The sequence below is a fragment of the Sporosarcina sp. FSL K6-5500 genome, from assembly GCF_038005665.1.
In the GTDB taxonomy this organism is placed as follows: domain Bacteria; phylum Bacillota; class Bacilli; order Bacillales_A; family Planococcaceae; genus Sporosarcina; species Sporosarcina psychrophila.
The window spans coordinates 4,542,561-4,561,227 of record NZ_JBBOTP010000001.1; the positions used below are offsets into that span (position 1 = coordinate 4,542,561).

Below are 18,667 nucleotides of genomic sequence, written 5' to 3' on the forward strand. Positions count from 1 at the left end.
TTGCTTACACTGTCTAGTGAAGATACTTTTCATCTCGCAAAAATTATATGTTAAAATTGAGAGTTGGAAAACAAAATAGTTATGTCACTAACTTACAGGCGTTTTTTGTGGCTACCTCGAGTCACGATACGCAAACCTTCGATCCGATTGCCTAACTCCACTTCCCAGAAGCTAATCTTCGCAAAAAAGATGTAATTTATCAGCTTAGCATCCCCTTGGCTTTCACTTGAAGTAACCAGTCTGGAAACTCTGTAAGCAACTTATCATACAGCTCTTCATCGGAAACCTTTGCAATATTACTGATTTTAAAGAAATCTGCATTGTCTACATACCTGTCTTTAAGGTCGTCTAACTTTTGCAAGAAAGCAAATTTTTCTTTACCAATCCCAACAAACTGCCAGAAAATAGGTTGATTTGCGCTTTCACGCACAATCCGTGTTGCCTCACTTTTATCAGAGTTATTCCCATCCGTTATAAAGAGTACAAAAGTAGGATGTTCAGGCTTAATAGGAATTTCTTTTGCTTTCTTACTGAATAAACCACCAAACAAACTTTTCTTAGCAGGTTCTTGATTCCCACTCAGTGCAGTTCCATATTTACTCACTATCAATTCCATAACTGGAGCATATTTCGTTCCACCACTTACAGTCATTTTAGTGTCCTTTACAAATGTTGCATGGTTCGCTTCTGTTGCTGTACCAACAAAATTTGCACCGTTATTGAACTGAAATACATCAATTTCTTTATTAGCATCCATGTTCATACCAATGGCTAGTAAACGCTCTACAATCTGCTGTACAGTCCCATTCTTATATAGTGAACTCATTGAGCCCGATTGATCGATTGCTAATATGATTTCTGCTTCAACACCAGTTAGTTTCTTCTTCTCTAATACAATACCTGCTTTTTTAGTTAAATCTATTAAGTTTGTCATTTAATCATGCTCCTTATCGTTCTTTAATAGTTAATTTATGCCACACAAAATTATTATTTTCTCATTAAAAAATCTGAAGTCGTAAAAAGTACCAACATCTAAATATTCTCATTAATCCATCAACAATTACAACTGATTGTACCATAAGTTTATGGATAGCAAGATGGTGTCGCTGATTAACTTCCGCTTTTCAAGAAATAAATGTAGTTGTTTGTTTTTCTTATTAACTTCTCTCAGATGCATTATTTTTCACACAAAAAATGTCGCTCCTTAATCTAAATGATTAAGGAGCGACATACTTCATAGTCCATATCAAAACATGTGGACTATTTTATTCAGTTTTAAATTTCTTCTTACGTGAAGGCAACATATTAAAGAGTATATTCAACACAATCGCAGTGACACTTCCCGCGACAATACCGTTACTAGTCAAAATTTTAAGACCTTTAGGGAATTGTGCGAAAAGTTCAGGTACGACAGTCACGCCAAGGCCAATTCCGATTGCGCAAGCAATGATCATAGAATTCTCTTGAGAATCACTAATGATTTTGCTCAACATTTTAATTCCTTGGGAAACGACCATTCCGAACATTGCGATCATCGCGCCGCCTAAAACTGCATTTGGAATGATTGTTGTGAAAGCTGCGATTTTTGGAACAAAACCGAGCGTAATCAACATAATACCCGCGATTAAAATGATTTTTCGTGATCTGACACCCGACATTTGAATTAAACCGACATTTTGTGAAAACGTCGTATACGGAAATGCATTGAAAATACCGCCTAGTAAAACGGCAATACCTTCCGCACGATACCCTTTTTCAAGATCTTTTTTCTTTATATCACGCTCACAAATATCACCTAGCGCAAAGTAAACGCCTGTTGATTCAACAAGGGATACCATTGCAACAAGTATCATTGTCGCGATAGCAGGCCATTCGAAAGTCGGCATACCGAAGTAGAAAGGCTCAACCATATGGAAATAGGCTGCATCCCGAACGGCCGAGAAGTCAACTTTCCCCATAAACGTAGCAACAACAGTCCCGACAACCAAGCCGAGTAAGATGGAAATAGCCCGCATAAAACCAGTGGAAAACTTGAAGACTAGGAGGATAAAAAGCAACGTTCCGAAAGACAATGCTATATTTGACAATGAACCGAAATCACTTGCACCTTGTCCCCCACCCATATTGTTAATAGCTACGGGTATCAACGTAATACCGATAATCGTAACGACAGAACCTGTTACAACTGGAGGGAAAAATCGTACAAGCATACCGAAGAAACGGCTAATAACAATGACGAAAAGTCCCGATACGATAATTGCCCCATAAATAGCGGGAATTCCAGACTCGGTGCCAATCGCAATCATCGGGGCTACCGCTGTAAACGAACATCCTAATACAACGGGCAATCCGATTCCGAAGAAACGGTTATTCATAATTTGTAAAATCGTTGCAATCCCACACATTAAAATGTCGATGGAAACAAGATAAGTCAGTTGTGTAGAAGTTAGGCCCAGTGCATTACCGACGATTAATGGTACGAGGACCGCCCCCGCATACATCGCCAAAACATGTTGGAGCCCTAAAGCAGTTGACTTAAGTGGATTGCTCACTTGGAAGTTTCCTCCTCAATAAATGTCACTTGCCCATTTTCGAGTGAAGCAATATTCGCAAGTGACTCTACACGGATGCCGCGTTCACGGATGAGCGCCCCACCAGGTTGGAAACCTTTTTCGATAACAATACCAACGCCTGCCAACTTTGCTCCAGCTTGCTCAATGATATCTAGCAACCCAAGTACAGCTTGTCCGTTTGCAAGGAAGTCATCGATGAGTAAGACTGTATCTTGTGCTGTAATGAAATCTTTTGAAACGGAAATATCATTTGTTTCTTTTTTTGTGAATGAATGGACACTCGCCGTATACAAATGGTCCACTAACGTTAGTGATTTCCTTTTACGTGCAAAAATTACCGGTACCCCTAGTATCAAGCCCGCCATCATTGATGGAGCAATACCCGACGATTCAATCGTTAGAATTTTAGTTATTCCCGCATCTTTAAATCGTGTTGCAAATTCTTCCCCAACCGCCTGCATAAGAGGTGGATCGATTTGATGATTCAAAAATGAATCTACTTTTAGCACCTGATTCGATAATACTTTACCGTCTTTTACAATTTTATCTTTTAACAATTTCATTTTATTTTTCCTCCTTCTTGTTTTCACAATCAAGAGCCACAAAAATAAGCCCTATGACCATGCATCCAATCAAACCATGAGAGGAGCAATGTCATTCAGGCTTATTTGCTGAATGGAAAAGAAAGAGACATACCCAATTAAATGAGTACGACTTTTTCAATTCGTTGCTTCTCATAGTCGATTTATTTACGGTAAATCGGTAGATACTTGCGGGCCATATTCCCGCTATTATATGAGCGAATGCTATTAGAATGTTATTAGTATAGCACGGGAATTTCAGATTTCAACAAACTCAAAAGTTAAATAATGATTCATTCAATTCAATGAACGTACTATGTGCGGTGAATGTGTTATTGTAGATGAAATAAGTAGACTTTGGGGGCATTATCTTGACCAATCCACATTCCATGAATACAAATAAAAAATTAAAATTCACACGAAATACATGGTTTCTTCTTATCGGAATCATTTTCATCGCGTCCACACTTCGGTCGCCTTTAACATCTGTCGGACCATTAATCTCTTCCATTAGAGACAGTTTGGCCATTTCAAATGTATTAGCGGGATTCCTAACGACCATTCCTCTGCTCGCTTTTGCACTTATTTCACCGTTCGCTCCGAAAATTGCACGTCGCTTCGGAATGGAACTGACATTATTCGTATCACTCATATTATTGACAGCAGGTATTATTACTCGTTCTCTAGGCACAACACCTAATTTGCTCATTGGCACTTTCCTAATAGGACTTGCCATTGCATTTGGAAATGTCTTATTACCAGGTCTAATAAAACTCAACTTTCCACTGCATATGGGTCTCATTACCGGTATTTATTCGGTCTCTATGAATTTATCCGCAGCCATCGCGGTTGGCGTCAGTGCACCACTTTCTCATAATACACAGTTTGGATGGAGAGGCGCATTAGGAGTTTGGGCGTTGCTAGCATTTATCGCTCTACTCGTCTGGCTCCCGCAACTTAAAAACAAGAAATCACCAAACTCCTTGGATGTTCATTTGGAAAAGGCCAAATCACCCTCTTTATGGCATTCTCCATTGGCTTGGAGTGTTACCTTCTTTATGGGGTTCCAATCTTTGATATTTTATACAACTTCCGCATGGATGCCTGAGGTGTTAAAAACGCAAGGAATAAGTCCAGATAGTGCTGGATGGATGGTTTCCCTCTTGCAATTTGCGCAATTACCAATGACATTCATCGTTCCGATTCTAGCAGGAAAAGTAAAAGATCAGCGCTGGATTGTAGCGGGTGTCGCACTATTATACCTCTTGGGCTATGGCGGTATCATGGCAGGCACAACTGCACTTGTTCCACTCTTTATGATTTTGATTGGAATTGCAGGTGGCGCAGCATTTGGACTTTCAATGATGTTCTTCTCATTACGCACACGGACACCACATGAAGCTGCAGATCTATCAGGTATGGCACAGTCCTTCGGCTATTTACTTGCGGCGGTTGGACCAGTACTCTTCGGATTATTACACGATTTCACATCAGGTTGGACAGTGCCGATGCTGATTATTATCATTGCATCTTTAATTGTCCTCCTATCAGGCTTGAAAGCAGGGAAAAACACCTTCGTTACTCCAGAGTAGGTGCTTAGAAATCTTCTACTACCAAAAAAGTGCTGTAAACCAATATTGGTTTACAGCCTTTTTCAAGTTATCATTTTTTTACTCGGCTACAACATCCGTTTTGACCTTCTCCTCTTTATTCTACTGGGCTATCAAAAGAACCTCTCTATCAAAATAGCAGTTAATACTAACCCAACTATAAATCAAATACAGACAACTCCCCTAGATTTCTTGCCGTTTCTACGAGGCAAATTGATAAAGTTCTCTTTCATTCTTTTCATTTTTGCATCAGTTGCTACTAATCAAATGGGTTCAACAGGTAATCGTTAACGTGAATTCAATATGCTTCAGCAGCAAATTGCGGATAGGTTTTATTATTTGAAAGCTGGGTATTTTAAAGACTAGCACTAACACTATAAAAATCTTAGGAGGCAATTTGAAATGGCTGACAAAAAGTTTGTAGGTACATTCCATAATGAAACCCAAGTCTTGAATAAGATTGATGAGTTAAAAGCGCAAGGTTATACTGAAAACGATATTTATATTGTGACGAATGATGCAGATACATTATCGATTATCCGAGGAGAAACTGATGTGGATCTCCGATCGCCTGAAGGTAACTGGATGGACAAGTTCATCGCTTTCCTGAGCGGAGATGAACCCGTCAAAGGTGCATTCACTAACATGGGATTCACCGACGAAGAATCCAACCGTTATTTCAATGAAGTCAAAGCTGGCGGAATTCTTCTATACGTGGACCAGGAATACGGTAATCTCTATGGAAATCAAGGAACGGAATATCAAGCAGGTTATACAGATCCTAATATCGGCTCAAATCTTGTTGTTGATGATTATGATAATCCCAATCTAGCAATGAACAGCCAAGGGTTAGGGTTAGGAACAGATGCAGAACAGGAAGAACAGGAAGAACATCTAAGATTGCACGAAGAGAAGCTCAATGTCGACAAAGAACGCTATCAGGCGGGTGAAGTGAACGTCAGTAAGCACATTGTCGAAGAGACACAAACGGTAGAAGTGCCCGTCACACGTGAAGAAGTGTACATTGAACGACGCGCAGTAACTGAAGAGACTGCTGCCGGAGAAGTGTTTGATGATGGTGAAAATATTCATATACCTGTTATGGAAGAGCGAGTTGAAGTGACAAAACGTCCTGTCGTTAGTGAAGAAATCGTCGTTGGCAAACGTGAAGTTCATGATACAGAAACGGTTAACGAAACCGTGCGCCGTGAAGAAGCGGATATCGACCGGACCGATGCAGTACTAGATGAACGTGATGGGACGGCCATACATTCATTGGATACAAATCCATTTGAGCGGAATGAATTAAATAATGATTCTTTAATCGACCGGAAACGATTTTAATAATTAAGAAAACCGTAAGGCGCCTGGAGTCTAGACACTGCTCCAAATTGAAAAACAGATATTTTCTTATTCCTTTAAAAAGGAGCCTGCTTAAGTAGATGATCTACTTAAGCAAGCTCCTTTTCGTTTTCCGGATTGACTTCCATCACTTTTTTGGTTAGTTCAATTGACAGGTGACGCCGAATTTATCCCCTACCCAACCAAACTTGTCACTGACCGGCGTTTCAGAAAGCAGCATCAGGACTCGTCCATCCTGTGATAGCTGTTCAAAAAGCCGACCAATTTCCGCTGCCGTGTCACATGCCACAAACAATGAAGTGGAAGGAGTGAATGTGAATTCTTGGTTGATAGAACTGTCGATGCACATGAACGCCTGTCCTTTTATTGTGATTGTGGCGTGCATGATCATGTCGTTTTCTTGATGGACTACATTTAGAATTTCCGATTCATCAAAATAGCTGTGTAAAAATTCATGGCATTTTGTGCATTTCCTTCAATCATAAGCAAAGATAAGCAACGTCGTTATTTTTGGTCGGTAGTCCCTATAAGTTATTTCCCCTAACATCTTTATTTATAAATCAATTTCTAAAACAATCGGACAATGGTCGCTGCCCAGTATATGTGGATGGATGGTAGCATCTTTCAATAGAGATTCCAATTGTTTGGAGGCTATGAAATAATCAATCCGCCATCCAATATTCCGCTCCCTAACTTTACTCATGTACGACCACCAAGTATATGCTCCTTCTAGATTTGGATTGAAATACCGATACGTATCGATGAATCCTTCCCCTAATAGCTCCGTCATCTTTCCGCGTTCCTCACTGGTGAAGCCCGAATTACCGATGTTCGATTTCACATTTCGTACATCTATTTCCTGATGTGCGACATTCAAATCACCACATAGAATGACTGGTTTCATATCATTCAGTTTCTTTAAGTAGTCACGCATGTCGTTTTCCCATTCCAAGCGAAATGGCAATCGTGCCAAATCCCGCTGCGAGTTTGGCGTATAGACGTTTACTAAATAAAACTGCGCGAACTCAAGCGTAAGAATCCGTCCCTCTTCTTGAGCATCTAAATCGCCTACACCGTATTTCACAGTCAATGGTTTTTCTTTCGTGAATACAGCCGTACCTGAATAGCCCTTTTTTAGTGCGTAATTCCAATATTGATGATAACCATCCAACTGTAAATCAATTTGACCTTCTTGCAGTTTTATCTCCTGTACACAGAAGATGTCTGCATCCACCGTTTCAAAGTATTCTAAGAAACCTTTACTAACACATGCCCTTAATCCGTTGACGTTCCATGATACTAATTTCATATAGATTGACTCCTTTGATTAACCTCTGCGAATTCTCTTTCCATTCTTACTATAGCACAAAAGAACATACGTTCAATTTTTCACTTATTAAAAACGAAAATTCTGCTACAGCTAGCCTAGTTGGTTCATTCATCGCCAAAAAATTCCGATTAGAACGATTGCTCCTAATAGAAATTTGCCAATCTGCCCGATTTGTTCCGAGGTGATAAATGGTTTTGGCACAAGAAATTCCATTTCCTTGATTTCATTCTCCAAATGATCTATTTTGGCTTTCAGCGCTATCATTTCTTTGTCCAGATTGGTTTCCCATTCATCTTGTCCATTCATATGTATTCCTCCCATTTTTTGATTTAACTTACTATACGTTACTTACTCAAATTGGTTTCATTTTTTCATTAATAAACAAATCTCAACGGCTTTGTTCGGGATGTATAAACCTCGTTTATTGAACTCCCCTATGTTCTCTAGTATCTCGCTATGGACACTAATATTCCATGTTATAAAGAAGATAAGACATACTACATATCACGTCTGTTGATTAACCAAAGTAACCAGTGAATAACATGATTAACTACTAGGCGCTACGTGTAAAGTTGACTTTGGATTGCTTTGGATATAAAGACTTCTATACGATTATCGAGATGTCTAGAAATGTAGTGATGCGACTTTGTCGCATCACTACATTTCTTTCCCGATAATCGTATGGAGGTCCTTCATCCATCGCGCTCCAAATGCATAAGTATACGAAGTGCTAAAACTTTTTGAGACGAAAGAATAGAGGGGCATCTACCTGGATAAAAGCCGCCAAAGATGCAATTTTGGCGGCTGAAACTTTCTTTAGGGTTTGCTCATTTTTACTAGTAAAGAAGTGTTACTTTCTATAAGGTATCACATGATTACATGCATACTCTTTGCTAAAAGTAAGCAAGGAACGCATTTTACAACGTACTAGAGTGCCCGGAATTGCATCTTCGGGCACTTACACTCCCTATAGAAAGTCATCTATTCTATTCTTTTCTTTCCAAGCAACTGCATTATTCACTTAAATATTGTAGGAACGCGACAGGCAACTATTCGCAACAGGATTACCGAAAATAGTGTGGCTAGAAGTGACGGAGTCACTTCTAGCCACACATGCCTCTCGATAAATGTGTCGTGAATATTTCGCCGAAAGCGGACCGGAAATGATCCCGTGAAAATGGATTTCCCCAAACCCTACTCACCATTATATTTTGTAAATAAATGGATAACAAAAAGACATGCCTACATATAATTGTACGAACCATTTAAAGGTTTTTCTTTGTCTTGCAGCTGATTGAAATATGTATGCAAATAATCCGATAAATAACGAGATTATAATCAAATCGGATTGCCATATACGTTCTGCTGAATTAACAGGAATCATTACCTCTTGTAAGATTTGTATAGTGTTATCATCATTAATTTGTATATTATATTTTTCTTTGTTGAAAAAACCTTCTTCAATCGTTATGAAAGATGCACTTTCATCTAAATTATAATGATAGCCAATCAAATTAAAATTAGTTAGTATTGTGAACGATAACATCATCACAGGTATAAAAATGAACCCCATCGGCATCTTTTCAACAGGCTTTAACATAATTATTCCTCCCGTAATTATCGTTTGTTATTCTATTTTATTCACAATAGTTGTGGGAATACCTCTTTAATTTGGAAAATAATTCGCAATACGAAAAATGCCTGTACTGAACACAACTTCAAATTGTGTTTAGCACAGGCAAAGGAGTATTTATTTAAAGAGAAGAATGTTTACATTTTTCTCTTGGAGCGGTGTCTTGACTTCAGCACTATTCTTACTTCATCTGGTCTGTTACAGTATTAACAAGTAACAAAGGATCTACCGTATATACCTCGTAAACGACTTCCTCTTCCTGCCACATAAAGCTATTCGCAGCTGCCCCCTCACTATTCATATCAAACATCCCAGCCCCGATCTGTTGTGGAGCTGGTAATAATTGGTTTTCTAACTTTACGACAATCTCTTTTGCCAAATCGATCATTTTCGCACTTCCTACTTCGCTATTCCGATTACGCATCGAAAATGACCAGCGCCCCTCATGCCATGTTAGGAAAATACTCCCTGCACCGGCATCTTGGTATCCCGTAATGCCATTTCCCAAATCAACTTTTTGAGCGCTATCATTGATGGGCTGGTAATTGATTTTCGCTTTAGCACTAGCCGCTGAGTCATACCTTGTCCCATTCACAATCATATAAGGATGTGCATCGTGTAAGGTAGAATCATTTACAGGAATCGGTACATTTGTGACATAAAAATTTACTTCGTAATTATTTTTGCTCGATGCAGTAGTCGCCGTCAGATAACCTTCCCCTACAAAAATATCCTCTGGCAACATCAATTTCACATTAGTTTCTATAGCAGATGTTACCTGCGCTAAGATTTCTTCATGTGTTTGCTCAGGATTAGTTTCGGGGCTTTCTATTTGTTTTTCGGGTGTATCCGTTTCGGTAATATCTGGTGTCTCTACAACTTGATCCGCGCTTGATGAACATCCACCCAGTATGAATAAAGCGCTAATGACAATTACGCTAACTCTTTTTGATTTCATATAGTTCTCTCCTTATATAAACCACAAAAAATACTCGATTTTATTCGTATTCCCCTTTTTCTTGCTTGTTAATCCTTTTTATAAGTACGATGCGAGAAATAAACAGGTTTAACTGTCCATTAGCGAGAACCTGAAGTGTAATTCCGAAAATAGTTTATTCATCAAAAAAACTCATCATTCATTGGAAGAATGATGAGCCTTTTATTGAATAGACAGTTGAAACGGATAGCTTAATGCGCATCAGGAAATACTCGCTTCATCGCATCTGAAAACTCTTCAAAGAATCCTTCCACTGGTTTGTCTTCTCTAATTTTAGTTCCATATTCGTCCATTTGTTTTACAAAATCGGGATTCATCGATACATAAACATTTTTAAAGTTAGCATCAGTCGACCTGACCTCATCCGCAATCTTATTCTCAGTCACTTCTGAACCATCTGCTCCTTCTTTTAGCACGACTGCCACATAAGCATTTGTGTCAGTTACGATTACATTGGCGCTTTCCACTTCTTCCATTTCCACTATTTTATCAGCAACATCATCAGCGACCGTCAGCTCTTGATTACCTTCACTATTTGGATTGGTATCCGTTGCCGAGTCATTTGTAGTACCGTTTGTTGAATCATTGGTGGTAGTATCGTTTACATCCGTTTCTGTTTCTGTACCCACTGCATTGTCCTTCACTTCTTCATTTTTCTTCGTTCCACAACCCATCAAAGAAAAAATGACGAGCAAAGTGGCCAAAACACGCAACATCTTAGTCATTGATAATCCTCCTTCAAATTTGTCAGTAACGATAGCATGGTCTGTTTGTCTTTTTTTATGTAGTCGTTTTAAAATTTTATGCCAAAAAAATTCTCAAGCTGAAAAACGGCTTGAGAATGAAGTAAATTATGGTAATACATTCAGGCGACTGTTACTCAGCTTTGATTGCACTTACAACTTTATACAACTCAAGGTCTATTTCAACCGGTTCATTCATTGCTAATTTTGCTAGTTGTTTTCCTAAGAAAGGTCCGACAGTTAGTCCTGAAGCACCCAATCCATTCGCTAGTAAAATCCCTTTTGCTCCTGGAACTTCTCCAATAATCGGGAGGAAACATGGGGTAAACGGACGGTAACCTACACGTACCTCGGTAAAAGCGCTGTCTGCTAATCCTGGCGCGACTGTTAGAGCTTTACCTAATACCTCATGCAAGCCTCCAGCAGTAACGCGCATATCAAACTGTTTATCATCTTCATGCGTTGCTCCAATGACTACTTTTCCATGATCAAATGCAAGAATGTATTGGTCAGTTGGTGGCATGACGACTGGCCATTCGGTGGTTTGTGTTTTTTCAAGTTGTAGATGGACGATTTGTGCTTTTTGAGCACTCACTTGTAGATGAATGCCTAGCGGCTCAACTAATTCTGCCGCCCATGCACCGGCAGTGACTATGACTTTATCCGCTAAAAACTGTTGATCTTCTACTTGAACTCCCGTGACAACTTTGTCAGTAGCAATAAGTGCTGCAGACCCATTTACGAACACTGCACCATGTTTTTTTGCGGCACTGACCAACGCATTTCGTAAAGCACGCCCGTTTACACGAGCCGCTCCACTAATTTGAATAGATTCATATTCCCCAGAAAGCGGCGGAAATAAAGCCGATGTTTCACTTGCATTCAATTGACGGATATCGCCAATTTCAGGTGCATCTTCTCGTCTTTTTACCGCACGTTCTTTCATTTTCTCGAGTTTGACAGCATCCGTGTGCAAGCTGACCGCACCAACGCGTCGGTACCCCGTTTCCGTTTCCCCGTCTTCTTCAAGCTGTTGGATGAGTGACGTATAATATGCCGCCCCGCCTTTCGCAAGGGCGTACCAAGCTTTATTTCTCCGTTGGGATAGCCATGGACAGATAATGCCCGCTGCCGCATCCGTCGCCTGCCCCGCGTCCTGACGATCTATAACTGTCACTTTAACTCCAGATTTGGCTAAATGATACGCTGTCGACGCTCCTAAAATTCCTGAGCCTATGATGATAAATTTCTTCATTATAAAACACCTTTTCCACTTTGAGTTTATTCTAATCATACCAGTTCTTATACTGAATTTTGACCGATTAACATGGTTTTGTCGAATTTACCCGCAACTCCATAAAAAACACCACAACCATGTCGAGTTGTGGTGTTTTATCCTTATTCACTTCACACAGATAACAACGCGGCATCACTGTTTAACTTTTCACCGCGAATGCGTTGGAATTCGGCCATTAACTTTTCGATCGTCAACTGCTTCTTTTCCTCAGCTTCAACTTCCAAAATGATTTGCCCTTTGTCCATCATAATGAGCCTATTGCCTAAATCCATTGCTTGCTGCATATTATGTGTGACCATCAGCGTTGTCAATTGATCCTTTTCTACAAGTTGTTTCGTTAGATTCGTGATCAATTCCGCCCTTGATGGGTCAAGGGCCGCTGTATGTTCATCAAGAAGCAAAATGGACGGTTGTGTAAAAGTAGCCATTAACAAAGAGAGTGCTTGACGCTCCCCACCTGATAGCATACCTACCTTGGCATTCAATCGATCCTCTAGGTTCAAATGAAGTGTTTCTAGTGATTCCCGGAATAGTTCACGACGTTTCTTGTGAACACCTTTACGTAATCCGCGTGTTTTATTGCGCGAGTACGCCATTGCTAGGTTTTCTTCAATTGTCATAGAAGGAGCGGTTCCTGCCATTGGATCTTGGAATACTCTGCCGATCATTACCGAACGTTTATATTCAGGCAGTTTCACAACATTTTTACCCGCGATTTCAATGACACCGAAATCAGGCGTAAGTGCTCCTGAAATCATATTCATCATTGTTGATTTCCCCGCACCATTACTGCCGATGACAGTTACAAAATCTCCTTTTTTCAAATGTAAGTTGATTTGATCAAGTGCGATTTTTTCATCGGGAGTCGCTTCGTTAAATACTTTATTTATCTGTTGGAGTTTCAGCAATTGCATTCCCTCCCTTGTTTAATACTTGATCATAAGTTGTTAATCGTTCGGCATGACGTTTCGCTTTCCTCTTATTTTCCCGTCTTTTATCAATGTATTGCGGTAAAATAAGTGCAGCTATAACAATAACGGCGGTGATTAACTTCATGTCTCCTGTATCGAGAAATTCTACTCGAAGTGCAAGACCCAATACGATTCTATAAATAATAGCACCTGCAATCACTGCAAGTGTTGTTCGCATAATTGTTTTTGTACCAAAGATTGCTTCACCAATAATAACAGAAGCTAGTCCGATAATAATCATACCGATTCCCATACCGATATCGGAAAACTTCGAGTACTGAGCAATCAATGCACCAGAAAAAGCGACAAGCCCATTAGATAGGCCTAACCCTAGGATTACAAGAGTATCTGTATTCGCTGAAAAGCTGCGAATCATTTTCTTATTATCACCAGTTGCCCGTATTGCAAGCCCGATTTCTGTTTGTAAAAACCAATCTACAACGACTTTAATAAGCAATGTAGCTATAATCATTAAAAATAACGTTCCCCATGTAGAAGGTAAGTATGTAACGCCTAGCATGCTGAAGAATTGATTGATTGACTCATCAATGCCAAGCGTACTCCAAAATACATAGAATTTACTAAACAACGTCTCTGCATTTAACAAAGGAATATTGGGACGTCCAACAGAACTATCCGACGTCATCCCCATAATCCTTAAATTGATAGAGTACAAGGCAATCATCATCAAGATACCCGCAAGTAATGGATTAATCTTTCCTTTCGTATGTAAAAGACCCGTAATACAACCGGCAATAAATCCAATAACAATGGCGACTCCAGTTGCGAATAACGGATGATACCCAAAGACAATCATCGTGGCTGCAACCGCTGCCCCTGTTACAAAACTTCCGTCAACCGTTAGATCGGGAAAATCTAGCACCCGGAATGTGATGTACACACCGAGTGCCATGATTGCATAGATGATTCCTTGCTCCACAGAGCCGAATATAGCACTAAACATACAGAATCATCTCCTAATTTATTCGCTTAATTCAGCTTTCCATTCGTCCTTGATATCAAGACCAAGTGTATCAGCTGTAGCTTTATTTATAACAAATTTTAAGTTCTGAGGAATTTGAACGGGCAAGTCAGCCGGTTTACTTTCGCCTTTTAAGATCTTAACAGCCATTTGACCTGCTTCAAAACCTATATCGTAAAATTCAAATCCATATGCGCCTAAACCACCGCGTTTTACGGAGTCGAACTCACCGACTAACAACGGAATCTTATTGGCATTCGCAACATCTATCACCGATTCAAGTGCTGACACAACCGTATTATCTGTAATAATGTAGAAAGCATCTACTTTACCAATCAATGATTCAGTAGCTTGCTTCACATCCGCGGATGTTGCAACTGGCGCTTCCTTTACAGTCATATCCATATCTTTTAATATTTCTTTAACCGCATCAACTTGTGAACGTGAGTTTTGCTCTCCAGCGTTAAAGACCATTCCAACATTTTTAACGCCTAATTCTTCTTTCATGAACTTCATCGTTGATGGAATTGCTTCAGGATGATTATCAATTGTCCCAGTCACATTGCCACCTGGACTTTCCATTGAAGCAACTAGTTCAGCACTAACAGCATCTGTTACCGATGTAAATACAATTGGAATTTCTTGTGTCGCTACTGCGACTGCTTGTGCACTAGGCGTCGAGTTCGCAAAAATTAAATCAACGCCGGAACTGACTAAGTTATTAGCTATCGTTGTATTAGAGCTATTATCATTCTGAGCATTTTGCTCAACGTATTCCACGTCAAGACCTGCATCAGCCAATGCTTTTTTAAATCCGTCTGCCGCAGCATTCAAAGATGGATGCTCGACAATTTGAGTCATACCAATTTTATATTTCTTCGTTTCTTCATTAGTTCCTTGCTCTTTTTCATCATTTGATGGCTTGGATGCATTCTCTGCTTTGTTTTCTCCACATGCCGCAAGGATGAAAATAACGCTAAATAATGCCACTGCATACTTTAACCAATTTGTTTTCATTTTTGTTCCCCCTTTTTCATTATCGCCTTCTTTAATAGACTTGTCTTTACGACGATAATTATTCGTAACAATACACTGTTTGCAAATGTTAGTCAATGGAATTTTAAGTATTCTAAACATTGAAGCGCTTACATTTTCTAAATAGTGTTTTTTGTTTTTTAATTATTAACGATTCATTTTAATGTATAAAAACTCAACGAATTACTTGGTTCATTTTTACGTACAAAAAAACGACCAATACCCGCCGAAGGAGTTTTGACCGTTTTTCTACACAATTAGGGATAATCCGCATTTGAGCTGAGTAATTACTTCATTTATTACGATACTTTTTCTTGATATCTATTAATCAACTCATCCAATTCTTGACTACACGCGACAACAAGGGGATGCGTATATCCGAAAGTTTTTGCTTTTCTATACATGACTTTTCTCTTAATCCCAATTTGAAACAACAACGCCTTTTCATTCAGTAGCCTTTTCACAAATCTTCCTCCATATAATATATTCGGCTTCAAATTATGCGCTCTTTATCTAGTAGGTTCGGAAGCAACTAGTTCATCGTACAACATCATGTTTAAAAAAAATGTCGTATTAAGTCAAGATTACATTAATTCATAAATTTGTCACAAGTCATAGGAATATAAGTCGTATTAGTTGATTCTTAACGCTTTAAACATGTTTTCATTCGTGGATTGATTGTATTTTTAACTATTTCACTTAAAATGGTTTATATCATATTCAGCTGGGTATAGATAGATTACAAGGTGAAACAACCTGAAGAAGCTATTCGTAGACGAGTAACCTACAAGTAACTTCTAATGGATGAAATGCACAGCCTTGGCGGAAAATTTGCTTTACTGGCGACTAGTTACATTCGATGAGAACCACCTGATTTAGAGTTAAGTTGTGTATCACTTAGCTATTCATCCGGCATTAGGGATGAATAATTAAGGCTTTAACTAAGTAATACAGGTTAATCACGAAGTTTTAGACCAAGCAGTAAGCGTTACGTTTTTTGTTTAAGTGCAATTTGAATACTGACAGCTTTGCCAAAAGTGGCGGCGCACGTCAGGCTTATCAAGCTGAAAGACGAGTATTAAATAATCGTCAGTAAAAACAGTTTGTATCATTGAGAAAACAAATTTTCCGAGTGCACCCCTTTCATAGGGGAATGAAAAAGCATGGTCCTTCATGGATCATGCTTTTTTCGTCTCAATAAATTTCTTCACAGCTAATACGAATTGAAATCGGTTTTGAAGCCATATTAACGTAGAATACACTTATTGAAATGGAGGGTTTATTATGACAAAAGATAATCCAAAAGGAACTACCAACAAATCAACCCCATCGAAACATCAAAAATTAAAATCGAATACAATGAAAGAAGAAATTTCGCTTGAGTTAGCCGAACTCGGAAACATAAATCCGAAGCATGAACCGATGACACAAAACGACAGACAAAAGAGTGAATCGGAAAAGACTTATAAATAATAGAAAATATTTACTGAAAACCACTAGGAGTAACCAACCCTAGTGGTTATTTTTTCGAAGTACCCTACGGCAAAAACAAAACAGTTGAGGAAATTCCATCAATATGTTCCTTATCCGCCCATAATATAAAGTAATTATAAGATATTCCATCAATCATTATCGGACTCGGATAATTTGCGATAAAGGCTGCCTGCCCCTTCATTTCAGCTGGTTGATCGGCAGAAGGTAAAATAGTGCATGACTGTTCATATGGGTTTTGTGATTTTATTATTCGAGGCGCCGAGCCATAGGGCATTAGTTTTTGAAAAGCTTCGTCATGGCATACCTTGTCGATCGAATCGGATCCCAAAAGAGCTGAAATCTGAAAAAAGCCATCATCGCCTTCATATCTTTCATTGTTTACCCTATGCCAACTTGCGGGATATTGAAAGTTAACGTCAAAAGTCTCGTTCGTAAATTCCGCTTTTGACAAATCCATAATCGGTGTTGGCGACCATTGCACTGACGTGATAGTCACGTCTTCAATGAGCCTAATTGGGACAGGATGGGTTAGATCAAGCACCCACAGCTCATTGGCAAATTCCTGCTCTTTACACCCAGAAAGGTATGCAATTTTTCTTCCATCAGGCGACCAAGTAACTGGTGTCGAAAAGCAATTCGAAATCGCCCATATCCGATCATCATTCCCAAGTCGCTCCACAGTTCTTATTTGCGTAAAATAGCCTCTATCATCAGATGCGGTCGCACTATACGCGATTCGTAAAGAATCAGGTGACCATTCCGGGAAATAGTTTTTCCCATCTGGTCCCCCTTTCACTTCATGCACAACACCTGTAGCAAGCTCCACAGTGTAAATAATTGAAACACTTGCATCTGGTGTTGTATAGAGAGCAAAGCTACCATCGGGTGATAGACGCGCATCATGAAGAGGACCGTTCGTATTTCTAGTAATTTGCTTTTTAGCCATTCCATTTGTATCACTGCTGAATAGCTGACTTATACCTGATGCATCCAGAGCTTGAAACATTAATTCCGTGCCACTCGGAAACCAGCTCACTTCTGATGCACCAGGTTGCCTGATCGTCTTCGCTGCATGCAACGTGGCGTTATACAGTATAATCATTCCTCGGGTCGCATAAGCTAAACTTGAACTGTCTGGAGACCAACCCAGACTGAAATCTCCCCCTTCTTCCAACTGATCAATACCAGCGATTAAACCCGTTGCTGTATAAATAACATAGATAATCCTATCCTTCCCAACAAATGCGATTCGGCCGCTATCCGGCGACCAAATTGGTTGCGAGCGTGCATCGCCTAAACCACTTGTAAGTTGTCTATTTTTCCCGGTCCGCGGATTATACACCCATATATCATACTGCCCTCCGCGATCAGATGTATAAGCAAGAAATCCTCGATCAGCGGTAGGCGCGAAAGGAATACTTAATTTCATTCCAGGAGTTAGAGCTGTGGATGGCAGTTCGTTGGTCGTCTGTAAATACTTAGGATTGCTTTGACCACCTGTCGTCACGTTGAAACGCTTGGCAATCTGAACCAATGTGTCCCGAGGTTGAACGACGTAATAAGCTACACCATGTGGGATTTCAAGTAACTGACCTACCTGTAAGGCATATGGTGGCCTTAGCCTATTTGTTTCGACAATCAAAGAAACAGGAACACCATACATTTGAGAAATCCGGTACACGGAATCTCCCGACTTAACGCGGTATTTATTGACGCCAGGTGGAATTGACAACTGTTGCCCGATAGTGATTCTATATGGTTGCGTTAAATTATTTGCGGCAATAAGGGATTTCACTGGAAGTTCCCACCGCTTAGCTATGTTATTTAATGTGTCGCCAGTCCTAACTACATAAAAAAGTTGCATCGCTAACACATCCTTCCATTTTGACAACCTCGTAATTTCCCAAGTTAAATGTGAACAGAATTCAATTGCTCTACCCACACCTAGGTTATTCGTCTAGCGGGCGGTATGTTCTAACTATGACATTCATTCAAAGTAGAAAGCACAAAAAAACGAACGGCTCTTTTTATAAAAGAGCCATTCGTTTTTCCAATTTCG

At 39.5% G+C, this 18,667-nt stretch carries 18 protein-coding genes and 1 riboswitch; of the genes, 3 read left to right on the forward strand and 15 right to left on the reverse strand.

What is annotated here, in order from left to right; translation table 11 throughout:
* Nucleotides 1–199: 199 nt before the first annotated feature.
* The 3 genes from MKX62_RS21960 to MKX62_RS21970 all read right to left on the reverse strand — a co-directional run bounded on the left by MKX62_RS21960 (nucleotide 200) and on the right by MKX62_RS21970 (nucleotide 3,136).
* The gene (locus tag MKX62_RS21960; protein ID WP_338656297.1) at nucleotides 200–934 is read right to left on the reverse strand and encodes a VWA domain-containing protein; all 735 of its coding nucleotides are present in this window, start codon (nucleotides 932–934) and stop codon (nucleotides 200–202) included.
* A gap of 331 nt (nucleotides 935–1,265) precedes the next feature.
* On the reverse strand, nucleotides 1,266–2,552 hold the full coding sequence (locus tag MKX62_RS21965) for a nucleobase:cation symporter-2 family protein (protein ID WP_340742342.1): 1,287 nt from the start codon (nucleotides 2,550–2,552) through the stop codon (nucleotides 1,266–1,268).
* Nucleotides 2,549–3,136, reverse strand: coding sequence for a xanthine phosphoribosyltransferase (locus tag MKX62_RS21970; RefSeq protein WP_338656266.1), 588 nt, complete (start codon nucleotides 3,134–3,136; stop codon nucleotides 2,549–2,551). Before MKX62_RS21970 ends, MKX62_RS21965 begins: the two co-directional genes overlap by 4 nt.
* A gap of 154 nt (nucleotides 3,137–3,290) precedes the next feature.
* A riboswitch (purine riboswitch) is annotated at nucleotides 3,291–3,392 on the reverse strand.
* Between the two features lie 151 nt (nucleotides 3,393–3,543).
* On the opposite strand from MKX62_RS21970, the gene MKX62_RS21975 reads away from it, so the two are divergent.
* Nucleotides 3,544–4,746 carry a CynX/NimT family MFS transporter gene (locus MKX62_RS21975; protein WP_338656830.1) on the forward strand — a complete coding sequence of 401 codons (1,203 nt, stop codon included), beginning with the start codon at nucleotides 3,544–3,546 and terminating at the stop codon, nucleotides 4,744–4,746.
* Nucleotides 4,747–5,166: 420 nt separating this feature from the next.
* Nucleotides 5,167–6,108, forward strand: a complete 942-nt coding sequence (locus MKX62_RS21980) for a YsnF/AvaK domain-containing protein (RefSeq protein ID WP_340742343.1) — start codon at nucleotides 5,167–5,169, stop codon at nucleotides 6,106–6,108.
* 157 nt (nucleotides 6,109–6,265) lie between these two features.
* Here the strand turns inward: MKX62_RS21980 and MKX62_RS21985 are convergent, their stop codons facing one another.
* From MKX62_RS21985 to MKX62_RS22035, 11 genes are all read right to left on the reverse strand, one after another.
* Nucleotides 6,266–6,547: a VOC family protein gene (locus MKX62_RS21985; RefSeq protein ID WP_338656828.1), complete on the reverse strand. Its 282-nt coding sequence runs from the start codon at nucleotides 6,545–6,547 to the stop codon at nucleotides 6,266–6,268.
* Between the two features lie 132 nt (nucleotides 6,548–6,679).
* Nucleotides 6,680–7,435 carry an exodeoxyribonuclease III gene (locus tag MKX62_RS21990; protein WP_067210531.1) on the reverse strand — a complete coding sequence of 252 codons (756 nt, stop codon included), beginning with the start codon at nucleotides 7,433–7,435 and terminating at the stop codon, nucleotides 6,680–6,682.
* A gap of 129 nt (nucleotides 7,436–7,564) precedes the next feature.
* Nucleotides 7,565–7,762 (reverse strand): hypothetical protein, encoded by a 198-nt coding sequence (locus tag MKX62_RS21995; RefSeq protein WP_067210533.1) that lies wholly within the window; start codon nucleotides 7,760–7,762, stop codon nucleotides 7,565–7,567.
* Between the two features lie 898 nt (nucleotides 7,763–8,660).
* The gene (locus MKX62_RS22000) at nucleotides 8,661–9,056 is read right to left on the reverse strand and encodes a hypothetical protein (protein WP_340742344.1); all 396 of its coding nucleotides are present in this window, start codon (nucleotides 9,054–9,056) and stop codon (nucleotides 8,661–8,663) included.
* Between the two features lie 214 nt (nucleotides 9,057–9,270).
* Entirely contained in the window at nucleotides 9,271–10,047 is a 777-nt protein-coding gene (locus tag MKX62_RS22005) for a hypothetical protein (RefSeq protein ID WP_338656260.1), read from the reverse strand.
* A gap of 230 nt (nucleotides 10,048–10,277) precedes the next feature.
* The gene (locus MKX62_RS22010) at nucleotides 10,278–10,811 is read right to left on the reverse strand and encodes a YhcN/YlaJ family sporulation lipoprotein (protein ID WP_187045164.1); all 534 of its coding nucleotides are present in this window, start codon (nucleotides 10,809–10,811) and stop codon (nucleotides 10,278–10,280) included.
* Between the two features lie 151 nt (nucleotides 10,812–10,962).
* Entirely contained in the window at nucleotides 10,963–12,084 is a 1,122-nt protein-coding gene (locus MKX62_RS22015) for an NAD(P)/FAD-dependent oxidoreductase (protein WP_340742345.1), read from the reverse strand.
* A gap of 152 nt (nucleotides 12,085–12,236) precedes the next feature.
* The gene (locus MKX62_RS22020) at nucleotides 12,237–13,034 is read right to left on the reverse strand and encodes an ABC transporter ATP-binding protein (RefSeq protein ID WP_067210546.1); all 798 of its coding nucleotides are present in this window, start codon (nucleotides 13,032–13,034) and stop codon (nucleotides 12,237–12,239) included.
* A complete protein-coding gene (locus MKX62_RS22025; protein ID WP_340742346.1) occupies nucleotides 13,009–14,061 on the reverse strand; it encodes an ABC transporter permease in 1,053 nt (350 codons plus the stop codon). Before MKX62_RS22025 ends, MKX62_RS22020 begins: the two co-directional genes overlap by 26 nt.
* A gap of 18 nt (nucleotides 14,062–14,079) precedes the next feature.
* Nucleotides 14,080–15,096: an ABC transporter substrate-binding protein gene (locus MKX62_RS22030; RefSeq protein WP_187045167.1), complete on the reverse strand. Its 1,017-nt coding sequence runs from the start codon at nucleotides 15,094–15,096 to the stop codon at nucleotides 14,080–14,082.
* 317 nt (nucleotides 15,097–15,413) lie between these two features.
* Complete coding sequence (locus MKX62_RS22035; protein WP_067210553.1) at nucleotides 15,414–15,578, reverse strand: aspartyl-phosphate phosphatase Spo0E family protein; 165 nt, start codon at nucleotides 15,576–15,578, stop codon at nucleotides 15,414–15,416.
* Nucleotides 15,579–16,398: 820 nt separating this feature from the next.
* Here MKX62_RS22035 and MKX62_RS22040 point away from each other — a divergent pair.
* Nucleotides 16,399–16,587: a hypothetical protein gene (locus MKX62_RS22040; RefSeq protein ID WP_340742347.1), complete on the forward strand. Its 189-nt coding sequence runs from the start codon at nucleotides 16,399–16,401 to the stop codon at nucleotides 16,585–16,587.
* Between the two features lie 64 nt (nucleotides 16,588–16,651).
* Here MKX62_RS22040 and MKX62_RS22045 read toward each other — a convergent pair whose 3' ends face one another.
* Entirely contained in the window at nucleotides 16,652–18,472 is a 1,821-nt protein-coding gene (locus tag MKX62_RS22045) for a LysM peptidoglycan-binding domain-containing protein (RefSeq protein ID WP_340742348.1), read from the reverse strand.
* Between the last annotated feature and the right edge of the window lie 195 nt (nucleotides 18,473–18,667).